The organism is Flagellimonas sp. S3867 (genome assembly GCF_014698935.1).
GTDB lineage: Bacteria > Bacteroidota > Bacteroidia > Flavobacteriales > Flavobacteriaceae > Flagellimonas.
The window spans coordinates 265105-284578 of record NZ_JACVMN010000003.1; the positions used below are offsets into that span (position 1 = coordinate 265105).

Here is a 19474-nt window from a genome sequence, read left to right on the forward strand (position 1 = left end):
GTTTGAAAAGAGGGGCAAAACCAATACTTAGATCGTTAAGATTTAGGCACTTTTTCTTTGTTGTAGGTTTACTTACCACCATCACCAGTATGGGGCAAGAAACTGATGTCCAGGTTCAAGACTCTGTGCAAACAGGAGTGGCTCTAGGGCGTTTGATTTTGGAGAATCCCAATAGCATCATAGCAAAATACACCTACGACCCTAAGTTAGACCGCTACATTTATACCGAAAGTGTTGGGGATTTCAATATTAGCTATCCCACAATTCTCACCCCAGAACAATATTATGATCTAGTTCAAAAAGAGCAGATGAAAACCTATTTCAAACAAAAGATAGATGCTTTTGTAGGAAAGAAACAAGGTTCTGAAGAAGCTAGAAAAAACTTGTTGCCCAACTTTTACGTCAATAATAACTTTTTTGAATCCATTTTTGGAGGTAACACTATAGAAGTGATACCACAGGGTTCAGTGGCCATGGATTTAGGCGTCTTATGGCAAAAAAATGATAATCCGGCACTTTCACCACGTAACAGGACCAATCTTTCTTTTGATTTTGACCAAAGAATCAGTTTGAGTTTGTTGGGGAAAGTAGGAGAGCGTTTGCAGGTAACGGCCAACTACGATACAGAAGCTACTTTCGACTTCCAGAATTTGGTGAAGTTGGACTATACTCCAGATGATGATGATATTCTGCGCAAAATAGAGATCGGTAACGTGAATATGCCTCTCAACAGTTCATTGATTTCGGGAGCGCAGAGCCTTTTTGGCGTAAAAACCCAGTTACAATTCGGAAGGACTACAGTTACTGCAGTATTCTCGGAGCAACGTTCTCAAAACAATACCGTTGTGGCCCAAGGAGGAGGAACACTCAATGAGTTTTCCCTGACCGCTTTAGATTATGATGAGGACAAACATTTTTTCTTGGCCCAATACTTTAGGGGCAATTATGATCAGGCATTGGAAAATTATCCTTTTATAAGAAGTCAGGTCCAAATAACCAGGCTTGAGGTGTGGGTCACCAACAGAAATCAGCAAACTTTGAATGTGCGAAATGTAGTTGCCATTCAAGATTTGGGAGAGGCATTGGAAAATGAAACCCGAATTGGTATTAACGGTGGAGCTCCTGCAGGATTCTTCAATCCAGCTGCAATAGCCACGGGATATCCCCAAAACGGAGCCAATGATTTTGACCCGAATGAAATTGGAACCGGAGCATTGACCACATCAATACGTGATATTGCTACCGTAGAACAAGGTTTCAATGTCCCTGGTTATCAAGTGAACCAAGGGTTTGATTACGCCATTTTGGAAAATGCCCGAAAGTTGGAGATTGGAAGAGACTATCAGTTCGATTCACAATTGGGCTATATTTCATTGAATCAGCGTTTGAGCAATGATGAAGTATTGGGTGTTGCATTTCAGTATACCATAGATGGCCAAGTTTTCCAAGTGGGTGAATTTGCCAATGGCGGAATTGATGCCACAACAGTCTCCGGTGGAGTTAACCCAATCATCGAAAACAATACTTTGATTCTGAAGTTACTAAAAAGTAATATCACCAATGTGGAAGACCCTATTTGGGATTTGATGATGAAGAATATTTATTCCACAGGAGCATTTCAATTAAGTCAAGAAGATTTTAAGCTGAATATTTTATATTCAGACCCTACGCCAAGAAACTATATCACCCCCGTTGACCCCAATGCAGGTTGGCCTGTCGGGTTAGAAGAACGTATCCTTTTAGATGTTTTCAATCTAGACCGGTTAAATGTGTACAATGATGTGCAACCGGGAGGAGATGGTTTCTTTGATTATGTTCCGGGCATTACCGTGGACACGCAATCCGGACGTATAATTTTCACAAAAGTGGAACCTTTTGGTGAGTATCTCTTTGGTGAACTTGGAGGTGGAACCTATGATGTAGAAAACGATCAGGGCTACAATGTAAACCAGCAGCGGTATGTATTCCGAAATATGTATGCCAAAACCAAGGCCGCTTCTTTACAAGATGCCGAAAAAAACCGTTTCCAAATAAAAGGACGATATAAATCCGAAGGAAACAATGGTATCCCGATTGGAGCATTCAATGTGCCCAGGGGATCAGTAAGAGTGACCGCAGGAGGCAGACAATTACAAGAGGGAATAGACTATACAGTAAACTATCAAGCCGGAACCGTCCAGATTTTGGACCCAAGTTTACAGGCCTCCAATACACCGATAAATATCTCAGTAGAAAACAACGCGGTTTTCGGACAACAAACACGAAGATTCACCGGAATCAATGTAGAACACAAATTCAACGAAAACTTCGTTTTGGGAGGAACCTTATTGAATTTGAACGAACGTCCATTGACCCAAAAATCAAACTTTGGAGTAGAACCGGTCAACAATACCATCTTTGGACTGAATGGAAACTTTAGCACGGAAATCCCATTTTTGACTCGCTTGGCAAACAAATTGCCGAATATAGATACAGATGTGCCCTCCAACCTTTCCATTAGGGGAGAAGTTGCGGTCTTAAAACCTAATTCTCCCAAGAATGCAGATTTTCAAGGAGAAACCACAACCTATATTGATGATTTTGAAGGTGCACAGGCCTTGATTGATATCCGATCTTCGCTAGGATGGTCTTTGGCAAGTCCGCCAGTGGAATTTTTACAAGATAGAACTGATATTGATGTGGGTTATGAGCGAGCCAAAATGGCTTGGTATACTATCGACCCCATTTTTTATACCAATCAAAGACCTACTGGATTATCCGATAACGATGTTTCCTTAAACACCACCCGAAGGGTGTTCATCAACGAAATATTCACGGAGACCGATATAGCACAAGGGCAGACCCAAGTTCAGGGCACTCTGGATTTGGCGTACTACCCAAATCAAAAAGGACCTTATAATGCCAATCCGGACTTTGTTGGGGAAACTCCTGTAGAAAAATGGGCTGGGATTACACGACCGCTGAGCAGCACCAATTTTGAACAATCCAATGTGGAATTTGTACAGTTTTGGGTGCTAGATCCTTATATAGATGGTGAAACTACTGATGGCAATGTTGGTGAATTGGTATTCAACCTCGGAAATATTTCCGAAGATATCTTAAGAGACGGGCGAAAACAATACGAGAACGGACTTCCGGCAACTACAAACAACGAAGTGCCAAGGCAAACCATTTGGGGTCAGGTTCCTTCCACCCAATCTTTGGTTTATGCTTTTGATGCCGATGAAAATAACAGGGCCCTTCAAGATGTTGGATTGGATGGACTGGATGATGCAAATGAGCAAACCATTTATAATGGTCCAAGCGAAGACCCGGCACTGGACAACTACCAGTACTATTTGAACAGGGAAGGAAGTATCTTGGAACGCTATATCGACTTTAACAACCCTCAAGGTAACTCGCCGGTAGCAGTGACCAATACCAATCGAGGGTCTACAACTTTACCCGACGTAGAGGATATTGATAGAGATTTAACGATGAACACGGTAAACAGCTATTTTGAGTACCGCATTCAGATCAGACCAAATACCACCATCGATGATCAATATGTAACTGATATTCGTGAAGGTTTAACACCAACACTGCCCAATGGAGGTCAGCTGAACAGAAGATGGATACAATATAAAATTCCTTTGAGTGATTTCACGCAAGCAGTTGGCGGAATTACCGATTTTCGTTCTGTGAGTTTTATGCGGATGTACCTTACCGGTTTCTCCAACGATGTTGTGCTTCGTTTTGCCACCTTGGATCTAGTGCGTGGCGATTGGAGGACGTATACAAATTCTTTGCAACCCGATATTGATAACGATCCGTCAGACGATGGTACAGTTACCGATGTTAACACTGTGAATATTGAAGAGAATTTTGGTAGGCAACCCATTCCCTATGTTTTACCTCCTGGAGTGATCAGGGAGCAGTTGAACAACAACAATACAATCATCCGTCAAAATGAACAGTCCTTATCATTTGTGGTGGAAAACTTGGAACCACAAGATGCAAGGGGCGTTTTCAAAAATGTCAATATGGATGTAAGGCAGTATGAGCGTATTAAAATGTTTATGCACGCCGAAAAAATATTAAACGGGGATTATTCGGATGATGATACCCCTTTGGTCGGTTTCCTTCGAATTGGTACGGATTTCTCTGAAAACTTCTACCAAATAGAACTTCCGCTCCAGTTTACCTCATTCAATGTAACATCAGCAGATGAAATTTGGCCCGATGTCAACCAAATTGACATCGACTTGAGTGATTTGAACAAAGTCAAGTCCAGAGGGATTGCAGAACAAAGCCTTAACCAGATTAATTACTACGAAATTGTTGATGGCGTAGCTGTTCCTGTTAATGAGTTTGATCCACGGACCCTGGGAAGGTTGCGTATAGGAATACGAGGTAATCCGTCTTTGGGAAGCCTACGTGGAATGATGGTGGGTGTGAAGAACATTGATAATCTACCCGCCCGTGGCGAGGTTTGGTTTAACGAATTGCGTTTGGCCGGTTTGGATAACAACGGTGGCTGGGCAGCTATCGCAGCTTTGGATGCCAACATGGCCGACTTTGCCAATGTGACGGCTACAGGAAGTAGAAGCACCTCCGGTTTTGGCTCTATTGATCAAATGCCCAACGAACGTTCACGAGAAGATGCAATTGCGTATGATGTGGTCACCAATGTAAATGTTGGTCAATTGCTCCCGAAAAAATGGGGAATACAGATTCCTTTTAACTATGGTATTTCGGAAAGTTTGATCACTCCTGAATTTGATCCAGTTTATGATGATCTTAAATTGGATGATCGAATTGCGGCTGCGGCGACGGCAGAAGATGCCGAAACCATCAAAAAACAAGCTGAAGACTACACTAAAAGAACAAGCATAAATCTTATTGGAGTTCGAAAAAATAGAGGAGAAGAAGCCAAAGAAAACTTTTTTGATGTGGAAAACTTCACCTTCAACTATTCCTATAACGAGACCAACCACAGAGATTTTGAAGTGGCGGACCTACGCGATCAAAATGTGAACACCGGGTTTGTGTACAATCACAATTTTAAACCTGCTACCGTCTCCCCATTTGTTAAAAACGATTCCCTTTTAATGGGAAAATATTGGCAATGGCTCAAGGAACTTAACTTTAATTTGTTGCCGACCAGTTTGTCCGTAAATGCCAATTTAAATAGATCATTCAATCAACAACGGTTTAGAGATGTATTGGAACCAGGTGTGGATGCTTTAGAACTGCCATTATTGCAACAGCGTAACTATTTGTTCAATTGGCAATATGCACTCAACTACAATCTTACCAAATCATTGAGGTTGAACTTGACGGGATCCAATAACAACATTGTTAGAAATTATTTCAATTTAGATGGGGATTCCAATTCGGGAATCAATCAAGAGTTGGATTTATGGGATGGATTTTTCGATGTGGGAGAACCCAATCGACATTCCCAACAAATGCAGTTGAACTATGAGCTGCCCTTTGATAAAATACCCTTTTTGAATTTTATCAACTCCCAATACACTTACACCAGTAATTTTGATTGGCAGAGAGGCGGAGATGCATTGAATGAAGTTGCTGGAGAGGATATCAATACCGTGCAAAATGCAAGTACACACAACCTAACGGCAAATTTGACCATGCAGCGCTTTTACGACTTTTTAGGTTTGAAAAAGCGCGATGGAAAGGTTACTGCGAATCAAGTAGCTGTAAGAAGAGATAAAGCGGGGAATCCGGCATCAGGTGCTGAAGATCAAAAATCTCCCAAGAAAACAAGCAAAGCCTTTAATACCTTAGTTGATATTGTGACCATGGTAAAACGGGTCAATGTAAACTATAGTGAAAATCGAGGTATAGTACTACCGGGATATACACAATCCATTGGGTTTATAGGAACAACACGTCCTACTTTTGGTTTTGTTTTCGGAAGTCAGGCCGATGTTCGTTTCCAAGCCGCCCGAAATGGTTGGCTGACGACCTTTCCAGAATTTAACTCACAATATATGCGTAATGTCAACAGGCAGTTGAACATTACCGCTACCGCCCAACCAACACAGGATTTGACCATAGATTTAACCGCGGATAGACAATTCTCTAGCAGTCTACAAGAAAATTTCAGTCCGGAAGAGTGGATAAATGGAAACAATGGACTAATTAATGAATTAGGAAATTTCAGTATTTCCACAGTGATGATCGGAACCATTTTCAATAAGAGCGACGAATTTGACTCCAAAACCTTTGAGCAATTCAAGGAGAACAGAATCACCATTGCAAACAGATTGGTTTCAGATAGGGGACAGAACCCTGGCACTCTGGACCCAGATGGATTCCCTGAACGTTATGGAAAGACCCAGCAAGAGGTGTTGTTACCTGCGTTTTTTGCTGCGTATACTGGTCAAGATGTGAATCGGGTGAATCTGGATGCGATGAGGGAAATTCCTATCCCCAATTGGAATATCAAGTATACGGGTTTAATGAAGAACAGATGGTTTAAAAAGAAATTTAAGCGTTTTTCTTTGAGTCATGGATATCGGGCAGCGTATAGTATTAACTCATTTCAGACCAATTTAGAACGTCAAAATTCTACTATAGATTCAGAAACGGGAGACTTTCTACCGGAAAACGTTATAAATAATGTGGTGTTGACAGATCAGTTCAGTCCTTTGGTACGTATGGATTTTGAAATGAAAAATTCCTTTAGCTTTTTGGCCGAGGTACGTACAGATAGAACGTTGTCATTGAGTTTTGATAATAACCTTTTGACAGAAATCAACGGTAAAGAATACACTTTGGGCCTAGGGTATCGATTTAAAGATGTAAAATTCGTGACCAATATTGGAGGAGAAAAAACCAGACTTAAAGGAGATTTGAACCTAAAAGCCGATTTATCCCTTCGGGATAATATTACTATAATCCGAAATCTGGATATTGACAATAACCAGATAACTTCCGGTCAAAAATTAATGTCCGTGAAATTCACGGCAGACTATGCTTTGAGCAAAAACTTGAATGCCTTGTTCTTTTATGATCACTCATTCTCGCAATTTGCCGTGTCCACAGCTTTCCCACAGACTACCATTAATACAGGTTTTACCCTCAGGTACAACTTTGGAAATTAATCTTACCACTTAGGTTTGCTTCCTTCGTATTGTCAATAATTTTTGTTGTAGAATTTACTTGAAAAGCTATGCTTTATCTGTTACATTTGTCAGCGTACTCAAACAAAATGGAACAATGAATTTACCAGCAGAATTAAAATACACCAAAGATCACGAGTGGGTAAAAATCGATGGCGATGTTGCCACAGTTGGGATCACAGATTTTGCCCAGGGCGAATTGGGCGATATTGTTTATGTAGAAGTTGAAACTGTAGATGAGACCTTAGATAAAGAAGAGGTCTTCGGTACCGTTGAAGCCGTAAAAACAGTTTCAGACTTGTTTTTGCCCTTGAGCGGAGAGATTATCGAATTTAACGAGATTCTTGAAGACGAGCCTGAAAAAGTGAACACTGATCCTTATGGAGAAGGTTGGATGATCAAAATTAAAATGAGTGACCTTTCGGAAACTGAAGGATTAATGAGCGACGAGGACTATAAGGCATTGATTGGTGCTTAAAACTCACATTTTCACCTTTTTATTCATAAGCTGGATATTGTTTATTACAATGCTCAGCTTATTTTCTTTTTCTGGCCTAGATTTGGATACCGGTGAATTGAACATCCCCTATGCCGATAAGATTACCCATTTTACCTTTTATTTGATTTTTGCTATTTTGGGATGCCTTTTTCTTCGCGAACGTACGCGAGGTGCTTTGAAATTGGAAAAAGCTGCAATTTTAATGGGTTTTATAGCTGTGTTTTATGGTATGCTTATTGAGGTATTACAATTTACACTGACCACAAATCGAATGGCAGAATTCGGCGATGTTCTTGCCAATACCTTCGGAGCAATTGTAGGAGTTGGCTTAATTAAATGGTATTTTTCTAAAGAAAGGCCGTTAAAATGGGAATTTTAATTGTTTATTTAACCAATTAAATATTAAATTAGCAAATACTAAAATCAAAACAATGGAACTAAAAAAGAATCCAAAAGCAGATGTAGGAAAAAACAGTTCGCTCTATTTTGTCATAGGGTTGGCAGCTGTTTTGGGGTTGGTTTATGGAGCCATGGAATGGAAGAAATACGATAAAAGCAATGATTACGATATCTCAATGAATGTTGAGGATCAGTTGGACGAAGAGGTACCAATGACGGAGCAAATCAAAACACCGCCACCGCCACCGCCACCAGCTGCCCCCGAAGTAATTGAGGTTGTTGAGGATGAGGAAGAGGTTGAAGAAACCGTTATCGAGTCTACCGAAACTAGCCAAGAGGAAGAAGTAATGGAAGTTGAAGAGGTAGAGGTTGAGGAAGTTGAAGAAGATATTTCGGTTCCATTTGCTGTGATTGAAGATGTACCTGTTTTCCCTGGATGCGAAAGGTCCAATAATAAGAAGGCCTGTTTCCAGGAAATGATGCAGAAGCATATCCGTAAAAACTTCCGTTACCCTGAAATTGCCCAAGAAATGGGTGTTCAAGGAAGAGTAAACGTAATTTTCGTTATTCAGAAAGATGGAAGCATCGGTAATATTAGAATGCGTGGACCGGACAAGAATTTGGAAAAAGAAGCTCTTCGTATCATTCAGAAGTTACCGAAAATGACTCCTGGTAAGCAAAGAGGTAGAGCTGTAAAAGTTCCTTTTAGTATTCCAATTACTTTTAAGCTACAATAAAAGATTTTATGTTCCTGTCGAGGCGGGAATAGGAAAAGCCCTAGTTGAAAAACTAGGGCTTTTTTTGTTTGAATATATATGGATTAAGCGTGATAATAACGCTCGTTAATGATTTTTCCGTCTTTCCATTGGGTGCGAACAACCTGCTCAAACTTATGTTGTGTTCCGTCGTTGGTATCAAACTCCATTACTGCTTCATAAAATGTAGTATCACCTTTTACAGCAGGACCACTAGTAACTTTATAGCCATGGAAGGCGGTTACCGTGTCCAATAATTTTTGTTCTTCAGCAAGGCAAAAAGCTTTACCAACTTTTGCTGCATTGTTTCCTTCGAAAAGTTGCACATCATCAGCTAAGTAATTTTCCATGGCTTCAATGAATTTTCCTTCAGCCAATAGGTTCGTTACTTGGTTTGCATTTGCCAGCAATTCTTGCTCCTGTATTGTAGTTTCCATACTTAAAATGTTTAGGTTAATAACTTATTTTGAGCAAAAATAGCTGTCAGACAGACCTTTTTGTTAGTCGATTTTTCCCGAAAACTGTTATTGATTTCCCTAAGTATTGGGAGTTGCTGTTTTTGATGGGAGATAAGAAGTGAAATACAACAAACTTGCAACCACAAACACAAGAAATATAGCATCATCATATACGGTTCCATGAATTAACCTTGTAATTAAAGCACCGACCATAACGGGAGCTAGAATCAATCCGCCCCAATGCCGTACTTTGGGAATTAAAAGGAGCAGACCCCCGCCGACCTCAAGGATTCCAACCAATACGCGAAACCAAACAGCATAGCCCCAGTCGTTGAAAGCATTGGTCCAAAAACCATCAGGGTCGAGCTTTCGGGCGCCATTGAGAATCATTGAATGGGCAAACCAAGCTGTCATTATCCAAATAAGGACAGGTTGTAGTTTTGTGAGCTTTGCTCTTACAAGTGATAGATATTTCATTTTAAATCAATTTAATTGACCTAAAATTAAATGTCATCGGAAAGTCAAGCTTAGAAATGTGATGACTTACCCAATTTTTGTGATGGAAGTTTGGATTCGGCTATAAACTTTTTGAAAACTTGGGAATAACTCTTGCTAACTTTTGAATTTTCCCCGTTTTCGAAGCGAATCAAATATCCACCATTAGGATCAATAGTGTACGATGTAAGCTTTTTGGTATTGATTATGGTTCTTCGATGCACCCTTAGAAAGTTGGTGGGGTTCAGTTCACTTTCTAGGTCACCAATTTTCTTTCGTATCAAAACTTTGGTTCCATCGCTGGAATGCACAGATACGTAGTTCCCTTCTGACTCAAAAAAAACAATGTTGTCAATTTCAACAAAAAAATGATCATTCCGAATACGGTACGGAATTCTATCCGAATAAGAAATGGGTTTACTGGTAATGTTGACCACTCCCAAAAAGAATAAGATAGCCGCGATTGCCGCATAAACTATAGATGTAAAAATGGAGGAATGTAGTAGCATGAATCTATAGCTCATCCAGAGATCGTAACCTTGGCCCCTTGCATACCACTCGATTATTGATAGGATAAAAAAATAGATAAGGACAAAAATTAGTCCTGTAAGGCCAACCGATAAGGCCCGTAGCGTCTTATTATCTTTTTTTAAGTTCCAACTCCAAGGGAACAAAAAAGCAACCAGGGAGAAAGAAAGATATTCGAAAAGTAGCGGAGCAAACAATAGTGTTGGGGGGTTGTCATATTGTCCGTAAATGATTTTATTTCTTAAAAAAACCGATAGGGCTGTGCCAAAGCCTCCTAAAATAATCCAAACAAAGGCTTTAAAGGATTTATTGTTGTTGTAGACTTTTACCAGTTTTTTTCTCAATAGGTTTTTATGCTATAATGTGATTAATTGGTTAAGCTCTTGTACACCGTCTCTCGCATCTTTTCAGGATTTATATACCCATTGCCATGCGTAGCATCATATTTAGACAAGAGGGATTTATTGTTTTTAACTTGATCTAGAGTTTTTTCCGCATCAATTTCCTTTTGAACAATAGTTTGTATGTCTTCCAGCATCTTTGTGTAGGTTCCTAATTCTTTTTGGTTGGAGGGCCTCCCATGACCGGGTATAATTTTGGTATTCTCATCGATGACCATCAGTGCTTTTTTATGGGCTGCGATGTAACCTTGCACGCTGCCACCATTATTTAGGTCAATGTAGGGGTATCGTCCAGAAAAATAAGTGTCGCCCATATGCAACACATTTTCATTTACAAAATAGATCATGGTGTCCCCATCGGTATGCGCATTATGAACATGAAAGGCCATTATGGTTTCATCACCATCATAAAAGGTCATTCCTTCAGAATACGTAATTTCTGGCAAGCTTTTTTCATAGTCCCCCTGGCTCATTTTATTAGCTACGACCTTTTTTTGTCCATTTACTTCAAGTTTTTTCCGAACGTTGTCATGGGCAACTAAAGTAGTATTCTCTGTATTGAAATTAATATTACCGCCGGTATGGTCGCCATGCATATGCGTATTTACCAAATATGAAATGGGTTTATCGGTCAAAGTGGAAATGGCAGCTTTTATTTTATTGCTTAATGGCGCAAATTGATCATCCACCATGAACACTTGATCATTACCTACATAAATTCCAATATTACCACCTCTTCCCGTTAACATAAAGGTCTTTTGGCTCAAGGTGTCAATTGAAATAGAAACATCTTGGCTGTAAATTGAAAGTGCTAAAAGGAATACCATGGAAAATAAGGAAGCGCGCATAGCTGTAGTTTTAGGTTTGAATTTGATTAATTGGACGTAAGGTCATTTCAAAAATAACATAAAGACAGACAATAGGTTGGAAATGAGATATGGCGACGTTATCTTTGCCAGCCAATTGAATTTGTGGATGAAACCCACCGTAAGTTCCATAAAAAATACTCCTTTGTCTTTGACTTTTGCCGATTTTAAGGAAATCACTAAAGCCAGGCTGGCCGTTAGCGTGGTTTTTTCTTCCATCGCTGGTTATTTTTTGGGAGCGTTCCAGATTGATTTAATCTCAGTGCTATTACTTGCCTTTGGAGGGTATTGTATGGTTGGAGCCTCCAATGCCTTCAATCAAATTATTGAAAAAGATTTGGACGCGTTGATGCAGCGCACCAAAAACCGTCCAATCCCCGCAGGAAGAATGTCGGTACAGATGGCTATGTTTATTGCTGTGACATTAACGATTGTTGGTGTGGTTGCTTTGTTTATGTTGAGTCCGAAAACGGCCATGTTCGGCGCCATTTCTATTTTTTTGTACACCAGCGTATACACACCGCTAAAGACCAAGACGCCACTTTCGGTTTTTGTAGGGGCATTCCCGGGGGCCATTCCCTTTATGTTGGGTTGGGTGGCGGCCACAAACGAATTTGGTATTGAGCCGGGAACTTTGTTCATGATTCAGTTTTTTTGGCAATTTCCCCACTTTTGGGCGTTGGGATGGATGTTGGATGAAGATTATAAGCGTGGCGGATTCAAAATGTTGCCCACAGGAAAGAAAGATGCAGGAACAGCACTTCAAATCATTTTATACACCATTTGGATGATTGTTATTTCTGTTATGCCTGCCTTTGGTTTTACTGGAAGATTGCACTTGACCATTCCAGCTGCGGTGATAGTATTGATTTCCGGATTGGTGATGTTGATATTTGCCTTTAAGCTGTATGAGAAAAGGGACAATGCATCGGCAAGAAAATTAATGTTGGCCAGTGTCACCTACATTTCACTCATTCAAATAATATACGTAATAGATAAGTTTGTTAGCTAAACATATGGATTTAACAGAAGTAGATATTGAAGTAAAAAACCGTCGCGCAAAAAAAATGATGCTGTGGTTTGGTATTGTGAGTTTGATTATGGGATTTGCCGGTTGGACCAGTGCTTACATTGTAAGCAGTAAGCGGGAAGATTGGATAAGTGATCTCGATTTACCCCAGGCATTTCTAATTAGTACAGGTGTTCTTTTAATAAGTAGTGTCACCTATTTTTTGGCCAAACTTGCCGTGAGTAGAAATGATCAGTCCAAAGGAACACTGTTTTTGATCATTACCCTGGTTCTGGGGATAACATTTATTATTCTGCAGTTTTTGGGATTCTCACAAATGGTGGAAAACGGATATTACTTTACAGGTCCCACAAGTAATATTAAAATGTCATATGTGTTTTTGATCGCTGCAGTGCATATTGCCCACTTGGTGGCGGGTCTCATTTCACTTTTGGTGGTCTTAGTGCAACAATTGCGTGGAAAATATATGCCGGGAAACATGTTAGGATTGGAACTTGGTGCCACATTCTGGCATTTTTTGGATTTTCTTTGGGTGTATTTAATACTATTTATGTATTTCGTGAAATAAAATTGAATCGATTTAGTTTTCATTCAACTTTATCTTTTCGAATACGTCAAAAGATGTAAATTTGTGAAAGTTTTATTAAAACGACCTTTTATATGGATACAACGGTGACTACCGGTACTGAAGAAAGCGTTTGGGGAGGCGGAAATCAGCCATTGAACGCTAGCTACGGAAAAATGATGATGTGGTTTTTTATTGTCTCGGATGCCTTGACCTTTTCTGGCTTCTTGGTTTCCTATGGTTTTTCAAGGTTTAAGTTCATCGAAACTTGGCCAATTGCCGATGAGGTGTTTACCCACGTACCCTTTTTCCATGGAAATTATCCCATGATTTATGTAGCCTTTATGACCTTTGTTTTGATTATGTCATCCGTGACCATGGTACTTGCTGTGGATGCAGGACACAAAATGATGCAGAAAAAGGTAATTCTGTATATGTTCCTTACAATAATTGGAGGTGCAATATTCGTTGGTTCACAAGCTTGGGAATGGGCCACTTTTATAAAAGGTGACTATGGAGCGTTGGAGACTAAAGGAGGAAGAATACTTCAATTTGTAGATGCAGAGACTGGCGAAAGAGCTGCTTTGGCCGATTTTTCAAAGGCATTGCCCGAAGATAGGGTGAAACACGAGAAAAGTGAAGGTGTATGGTTTATGCAAGATGGTTATAAAACTTCATTTTCTTTAAATGAGGTAGTAGCAGGATTTAAAGCAACACCTAACATTTTGATTCGTACCGAGACAATCAATGAAGAAGGTGAAAAAACTTTGTTATCTCGTCAAGAATCCTTGGCTAAACTCAAAAATGCAACACAAGTTGTAGAAGGTGCAAACCTAATACACAATGAATACGGGAGCCGTTTATTTGCCGACTTTTTCTTTTTCATAACGGGATTCCACGGATTTCACGTATTCTCAGGAGTGCTTATCAACATTATCATCTTTTTTAATATCATTTTAGGAACGTATGAACGGCGAGGACATTACGAAATGGTAGAAAAAGTTGGTCTGTACTGGCACTTTGTAGATTTAGTATGGGTATTTGTATTCACATTCTTTTATTTGGTATAATTTTTATGTCATTCCTGCGAAGGCAGGAATCCAATCAATAACAATATAATGGCACACGAACATAAACTGGAAATTTTTAGAGGACTTGTAAAGTTTAAAAACAATATCCAAAAAATATGGGGAGTATTGATTTTTCTTACCATAGTCACTGCGGTAGAAGTAGGACTGGGTATTGTAAAACCTGCGTTTTTAACGCAGAATTTCTTTGTTGGAATGAAACTACTCAATTGGATATTCATCATTCTTACTTTAGTAAAAGCATATTACATTGCTTGGGACTTTATGCACTTGCGTGATGAAAGAAGTTCCTTGCGTAGAGCTATTGTATGGACTCCAATATTTTTGATATGTTATTTGGTGTTTATTTTGCTTTTTGAAGCGGATTATATTTACACCGTATTTAAAGAAGGGTTTTTGGCCTGGAACTTCTAGAAAAGTATTAACAAATGAAAAAGGCGGTTTTAAACCGTCTTTTTTATTTTTGTACAACCCAGATTCTGATGAAAAAGACTTTTGTTTTAGTTGTTCTGTTTGTACTTCCACTGGTGGCCTACCTATTCTTTGCGTCCGGAGTGAACAACTTTGGAAAGCTTCCGATACTTACCACAAATTTGCCCGAACTATCTAATTTTGAGGGCGAGGTTAAACTTGAAAACAAAATAACCATTCTTGGATTTTTAGGGAATGATATTGAAAATAGAAGGGGAAATGCCTTCAACCTGAACCAAAAAATTTATAAACGATTCGGAGATTTCAACGATTTACAGTTTATTATGATTGTTCCTAAAGGCACGGAGAGCAAGGCCGCTGCGTTAAAAAAGGAGTTGGGAAAGTTGTCAGATGTCACAAAATGGAATTTTGCCTTTGGCACCAACCAAGAGATAATTTCATTTTTCAATGCTATGCAAACAGGATTGCAGCTAGATGAAGACATGGGCACTCCTTATGTTTTTATAGTGGATAAAGAATTGAATCTTAGGGGAAGAAATGATGATGAGGATGAAGGTGTCAAATACGGATTTAATACAACCTCTGTAGCCGAATTGAATAACAAAATGGAAGACGATGTAAAGATTATTCTTGCAGAATATCGTCTAGCACTAAAGAAAAACAATGCCAATAGGAGCGAACAGTAAAAAGAAATACAACTACGTATGGGTGTCTGCCGTAATTTTGATTTTCGGCATTTTTGCGGTGTACGAAATGACCAAGAAACTCAAAGAAGGTGATGTTGTGGAAAAAGATAGAATGAGTGTCCATTCGCCTCAAAAAGAATTGGGTTTTATCATTGGGAATGGTCAAAAAAGAAAGGTTCCACCCTTTTCCTTTTTAAATCAGGATAGCGTATTGGTCTCCAATGAAGATTACCTAGGTAAAGTATATGTGGTCGAGTTCTTTTTTACCACCTGCCCCACCATTTGTCCTATTATGACAAGAAATTTGGTGGAACTTCAAGATACTTTTAAGGATGATAAAGATTTTGGCGTAGCATCGTTTACCATAAACCCTCGGTACGATACTCCACGCATTCTCAAAAAATATGCTGAGAAATATGAAATCGTAAATGCAGATTGGCATTTAATGACCGGAGATAGAGATGCTATATATGAACTGGCACAAGAAGGGTTTTATATTGTAGCCAACGAAGTTGAGGATGCTCCGGGCGGGTTCGAACATTCAGGTATGTTCGCTTTGGTAGATAAACAAGGTTATATCAGATCTAGAGACGATGCACATGGAAATCCTTTAATCTATTACCGTGGAACGATCACCGAAAAACAGGGCGTGAATGCTGAGGGCGAAGCACAGCAGATAACAATGTTAAAAGAGGATATTAAAAAATTATTGTTGGAGAAATGAAGGAAGTAATTTCAGCAAATGAAAAGCAATTTAAAAGATGGATTACCGCCGTTTCCATTGCCGTTCCATTACTTGTGGCGCTGCTTTTTATGTACAAGATACCCAATGCAGAACCATTGACTTTTTTACCTCCGATTTATGCATCAATTAATGGACTTACCGCTGTTTTGCTTTTTGCAGCTGTAATGGCAGTTAAAAATGGGAAAAGAAAAATTCACCAAAGATTGATGACAACATGTATTTTACTTTCCGCATTATTTTTGGTCATGTATGTGGCTTACCATATGACTTCAGAAAGCACATCCTATGGAGGAGAAGGAGTCTTGCGTTACATATACTATTTTATTTTGCTCACCCATATTCTACTTTCAATTGCTGTAATTCCCTTGGTGCTGATTACCTATTCCAAAGGATATTTAGAAAATTATAAAGCCCATAGAAAATGGGCAAAATATACATTTCCTATTTGGTTATATGTTGCCGTTACCGGGGTTGTTGTGTATCTTATGATTTCACCATACTATCAATATTGACTTTAGCCGTGAAAACCAGATTTTTTATACTGTTGCTTATTTTTATGGCGCTTCCCCAAATAACCGAGGCGCAATGTGCCATGTGCCGTGCAGTGGTCGAAAGTGAAGTTGATGGCAATACCGCCGAAGGAATCAATAATGGAATCGTTTACCTAATGGCAATTCCATATATTTTGGTGGGAGGTCTTTTCTATTTTGTATATAGAAAACTACGTAACTAGCATATTTTTAAAGTTTTAACACTTTTTTTACCTTTAAAGTGTAACAATATGACATAACTTTTGTCATATTTGGGTACGTTAACGTATTTCATCAATCATCAAACACCAACCATCATGTTCGACATTGAAAGGTGGCAAGAAATTTTTGACACCATTAGGAAGAACAAACTCCGAACTTTTTTGACGGGACTTTCCGTCGCATCCGGTATTTTCATTCTTGTTATTTTGTTGGGCTTTGGCCAAGGCATGCAAAATGGTATTGAGCACGAATTCAAGCAAGATGCCACCACAAGCGTTTGGGCTTGGCCGGGAGTTACCTCAAAAGAATTTAAAGGTCTTAATCCAGGAAGACGTATCCAGTTCAACAACGATAACTTCGAGAATACGGCTTCTATGTTCAAAGAGACGGTTGAGTATAAATCTCCCCGGATATTTGTGCGAAACATTACCGTGAATTATGGTAAAGAATCTCTTGTTTATAGTGTTCAGGGCGTTAGTGCCGATTTTCAGTTTATAGAAGGCCCCAAAATGAGGGAAGGACGCTTTATAAATTTCCAAGATGAAAATTCCACAGGTAAGATAGCGGTAATAGGTGATAAAATTAAAAAGGATGTATTTGCCGATGTCGATTCACCAGTGGGGGAGTTCATCGAAATTTCAGGAATACCATTTAAAATAGTTGGAGTTTTTGGAGAAATGCAAGACAGGGAAGAAGAAAGAATTTACATTCCCATTACAACGGCGCAAAGGGTTTTTAATGGGGGAGATAGAGTAAACAGTTTATCATATACCCTACCTGAGGTCGAAAACTTTGATCAAGCTGTTGCACAGGCTGTGAAATTCAAAGATGACTTAAGATCTTATTTGCAACAATCACATACCGTAGCTCCAGATGACGATGCTGCCATGAACGTATGGAGCGCCATGGAAGAAGCCAAAAGATATTACGGAATAACCAATAGCATGAAAATATTCTTTTGGTTTGTTGGAGGATGTACCATAATTGCAGGAGTAGTCGGTGTGAGTAATATAATGCTCATTGTGGTTAAGGAGCGTACACGCGAAATAGGTATTCGTAAAGCCCTTGGGGCCAAACCTTGGTCCATCGTGGGAATGATTTTGCACGAATCCGTTTTTGTTACGGCCATTTCCGGATTTTCTGGTTTGATTTTTAGCATGGCCCTTCTCGAAATATTGGGTCCCCATGTACAAATAGATTATGTAATGAATCCATCGGTAAATTTCAAAGTAGCCTTCTCAACTGTTTTGGTTTTGGTTTTTGCGGGTGCACTTGCAGGGTTGGTGCCTGCATTAAGAGCGGCGAGAGTACAAGTCATAGAATCATTAAGGGATGAATAATTAAGTAACCGGTAGAATAACTCAAGATGTTCAATAGAGATAGATGGAGAGAAATATTGGAGGTACTCACGAGCAATGTGGGTAGAACAATACTGACTGCATTTGGCGTATGCTGGGGAATCTTTATTCTAATTGTTCTGTTAGCGGCAGGGAAAGGTTTTGAGAATGGAATTAGAGCAGATTTTGGCGATATTGCTACCAATACCATGTTCATGTGGACACGTAGAACTACCAAACCATACGAAGGTTTACCCAAGGATAGAAGTTTTGAGTTCAAAGTGAGTGACGTTCAGGCCATTTGGGACAATGTACCCAACCTACGCTTTGTTTCACCGCGAAATCATCAAGGAGGAACTGGAGGAGGTAATAATGTTGTAAGAGGTATTCGGACCGGAGCATACAGTGTTTATGGAGATTACCCTGAGATCATCAATCAAGACCCCATGACCATAACTTCCGGCCGATTTTTAAATTACAATGATATTAACGAAAGACGTAAAGTTGCTGTAATCGGAAGAGGGGTTCTCAACGATTTATATGAAAAGGATGAAGAATATTTAGGCACTTATATCAAAATCCAAGGGGTCAATTTTATGGTAATTGGGTCGTATAAGAAAAATAGCAATGATGGTAATGGAGAGGACTCCCAAAAAGAAATATTTGTTCCATTCACCGCTTTCTCCCAGGCGTTTAATCGAGGAGAAGATGTGGGGTGGATGGCTATCACCGCAAAAGATGGAAGCTCAATATCAAAATTGAAAGACAATATTATCAATGTTATGCGGGAACGACACAAGGTACATCCCGAGGACAAAAGGGCAATAGGTTATTTCGACCTTTATGAACAGTACAACAGGGTGGAAAGTCTTTTTGTAGGTTTAAAGGCCATTGCCTACATCGTTGGTATTATGGTGCTGCTATCCGGAATTATTGGGGTGAGCAATATTATGCTCATAGTGGTCAAAGAACGCACCAAGGAAATCGGAATTCGAAGAGCACTCGGAGAACAACCATGGTCCATTAAAAAACAGATTCTGATGGAATCGATATTCTTGACCATAATCTCTGGTATGGTCGGAATTATTTTCGGATCGCTGGTTATCTACGGTATCAACTCGTTGTTGGATAGTGTAGGACCTGTTGATATGTTCATCAATCCAAATGTAAGTGTGGGTGTTGTAAGCGGAGCCTTAATGATATTAATGATTTCAGGATTGCTCGCAGGGTTCATTCCAGCGAACAGTGCCATACGGGTGCGTCCTATTGAAGCCTTACGAACAGAATAAAAAAATCAATCAATCAAAA

18 protein-coding genes are annotated in these 19474 nt (G+C 39.4%); 14 read left to right on the plus strand and 4 right to left on the minus strand.

Annotated features, from left to right (window positions below):
- Positions 1-2: 2 nt before the first annotated feature.
- The 4 genes from sprA to IAG46_RS14605 all read left to right on the plus strand — a co-directional run bounded on the left by sprA (position 3) and on the right by IAG46_RS14605 (position 8765).
- Positions 3-7112 carry a cell surface protein SprA gene (sprA, locus tag IAG46_RS14590; RefSeq protein ID WP_190811126.1) on the plus strand — a complete coding sequence of 2370 codons (7110 nt, stop codon included), beginning with the start codon at positions 3-5 and terminating at the stop codon, positions 7110-7112.
- Positions 7113-7227: 115 nt separating this feature from the next.
- Positions 7228-7608: a glycine cleavage system protein GcvH gene (gene gcvH, locus IAG46_RS14595; RefSeq protein WP_190811127.1), complete on the plus strand. Its 381-nt coding sequence runs from the start codon at positions 7228-7230 to the stop codon at positions 7606-7608.
- 49 nt (positions 7609-7657) lie between these two features.
- On the plus strand, positions 7658-8008 hold the full coding sequence (locus IAG46_RS14600; RefSeq protein ID WP_190811128.1) for a VanZ family protein: 351 nt from the start codon (positions 7658-7660) through the stop codon (positions 8006-8008).
- A 52-nt stretch (positions 8009-8060) separates the two neighbouring features.
- A complete protein-coding gene (locus IAG46_RS14605; RefSeq protein ID WP_190811129.1) occupies positions 8061-8765 on the plus strand; it encodes an energy transducer TonB in 705 nt (234 codons plus the stop codon).
- Positions 8766-8848: 83 nt separating this feature from the next.
- Here the strand turns inward: IAG46_RS14605 and IAG46_RS14610 are convergent, their stop codons facing one another.
- The 4 genes from IAG46_RS14610 to IAG46_RS14625 form a co-directional block, all read right to left on the minus strand.
- Positions 8849-9220, minus strand: a complete 372-nt coding sequence (locus tag IAG46_RS14610) for a SnoaL-like domain-containing protein (protein ID WP_190811130.1) — start codon at positions 9218-9220, stop codon at positions 8849-8851.
- 99 nt (positions 9221-9319) lie between these two features.
- Positions 9320-9718 carry a DoxX family protein gene (locus IAG46_RS14615; protein ID WP_190811131.1) on the minus strand — a complete coding sequence of 133 codons (399 nt, stop codon included), beginning with the start codon at positions 9716-9718 and terminating at the stop codon, positions 9320-9322.
- Positions 9719-9768: 50 nt separating this feature from the next.
- Positions 9769-10608, minus strand: coding sequence for a LytTR family DNA-binding domain-containing protein (locus tag IAG46_RS14620; RefSeq protein ID WP_190811132.1), 840 nt, complete (start codon positions 10606-10608; stop codon positions 9769-9771).
- A 23-nt stretch (positions 10609-10631) separates the two neighbouring features.
- Positions 10632-11513 carry an MBL fold metallo-hydrolase gene (locus IAG46_RS14625; RefSeq protein WP_190811133.1) on the minus strand — a complete coding sequence of 294 codons (882 nt, stop codon included), beginning with the start codon at positions 11511-11513 and terminating at the stop codon, positions 10632-10634.
- A 127-nt stretch (positions 11514-11640) separates the two neighbouring features.
- Between IAG46_RS14625 and cyoE the strand changes: the two genes are divergently transcribed.
- The 10 genes from cyoE to IAG46_RS14675 all read left to right on the plus strand — a co-directional run bounded on the left by cyoE (position 11641) and on the right by IAG46_RS14675 (position 19455).
- Positions 11641-12543: a heme o synthase gene (gene cyoE, locus IAG46_RS14630; protein ID WP_190811134.1), complete on the plus strand. Its 903-nt coding sequence runs from the start codon at positions 11641-11643 to the stop codon at positions 12541-12543.
- Positions 12544-12547: 4 nt separating this feature from the next.
- A complete protein-coding gene (locus tag IAG46_RS14635) occupies positions 12548-13129 on the plus strand; it encodes a cytochrome c oxidase subunit 3 (RefSeq protein WP_190811135.1) in 582 nt (193 codons plus the stop codon).
- Between the two features lie 92 nt (positions 13130-13221).
- Entirely contained in the window at positions 13222-14196 is a 975-nt protein-coding gene (locus tag IAG46_RS14640) for a cytochrome c oxidase subunit 3 (RefSeq protein ID WP_190811136.1), read from the plus strand.
- Between the two features lie 48 nt (positions 14197-14244).
- Positions 14245-14628, plus strand: coding sequence for a cytochrome C oxidase subunit IV family protein (locus tag IAG46_RS14645; protein ID WP_190811137.1), 384 nt, complete (start codon positions 14245-14247; stop codon positions 14626-14628).
- A 68-nt stretch (positions 14629-14696) separates the two neighbouring features.
- Entirely contained in the window at positions 14697-15332 is a 636-nt protein-coding gene (locus IAG46_RS14650) for a hypothetical protein (protein WP_190811138.1), read from the plus strand.
- Positions 15310-16056 carry an SCO family protein gene (locus IAG46_RS14655; protein ID WP_190811139.1) on the plus strand — a complete coding sequence of 249 codons (747 nt, stop codon included), beginning with the start codon at positions 15310-15312 and terminating at the stop codon, positions 16054-16056. Before IAG46_RS14650 ends, IAG46_RS14655 begins: the two co-directional genes overlap by 23 nt.
- Positions 16053-16589 carry a DUF420 domain-containing protein gene (locus tag IAG46_RS14660; protein ID WP_190811140.1) on the plus strand — a complete coding sequence of 179 codons (537 nt, stop codon included), beginning with the start codon at positions 16053-16055 and terminating at the stop codon, positions 16587-16589. Before IAG46_RS14655 ends, IAG46_RS14660 begins: the two co-directional genes overlap by 4 nt.
- An 8-nt stretch (positions 16590-16597) precedes the next feature.
- A complete protein-coding gene (locus IAG46_RS14665) occupies positions 16598-16810 on the plus strand; it encodes a hypothetical protein (RefSeq protein ID WP_190811425.1) in 213 nt (70 codons plus the stop codon).
- A gap of 114 nt (positions 16811-16924) precedes the next feature.
- Positions 16925-18169, plus strand: a complete 1245-nt coding sequence (locus tag IAG46_RS14670) for an ABC transporter permease (protein WP_190811141.1) — start codon at positions 16925-16927, stop codon at positions 18167-18169.
- A gap of 26 nt (positions 18170-18195) precedes the next feature.
- Positions 18196-19455 carry an ABC transporter permease gene (locus tag IAG46_RS14675; protein WP_190811142.1) on the plus strand — a complete coding sequence of 420 codons (1260 nt, stop codon included), beginning with the start codon at positions 18196-18198 and terminating at the stop codon, positions 19453-19455.
- Positions 19456-19474 lie beyond the last annotated feature (19 nt).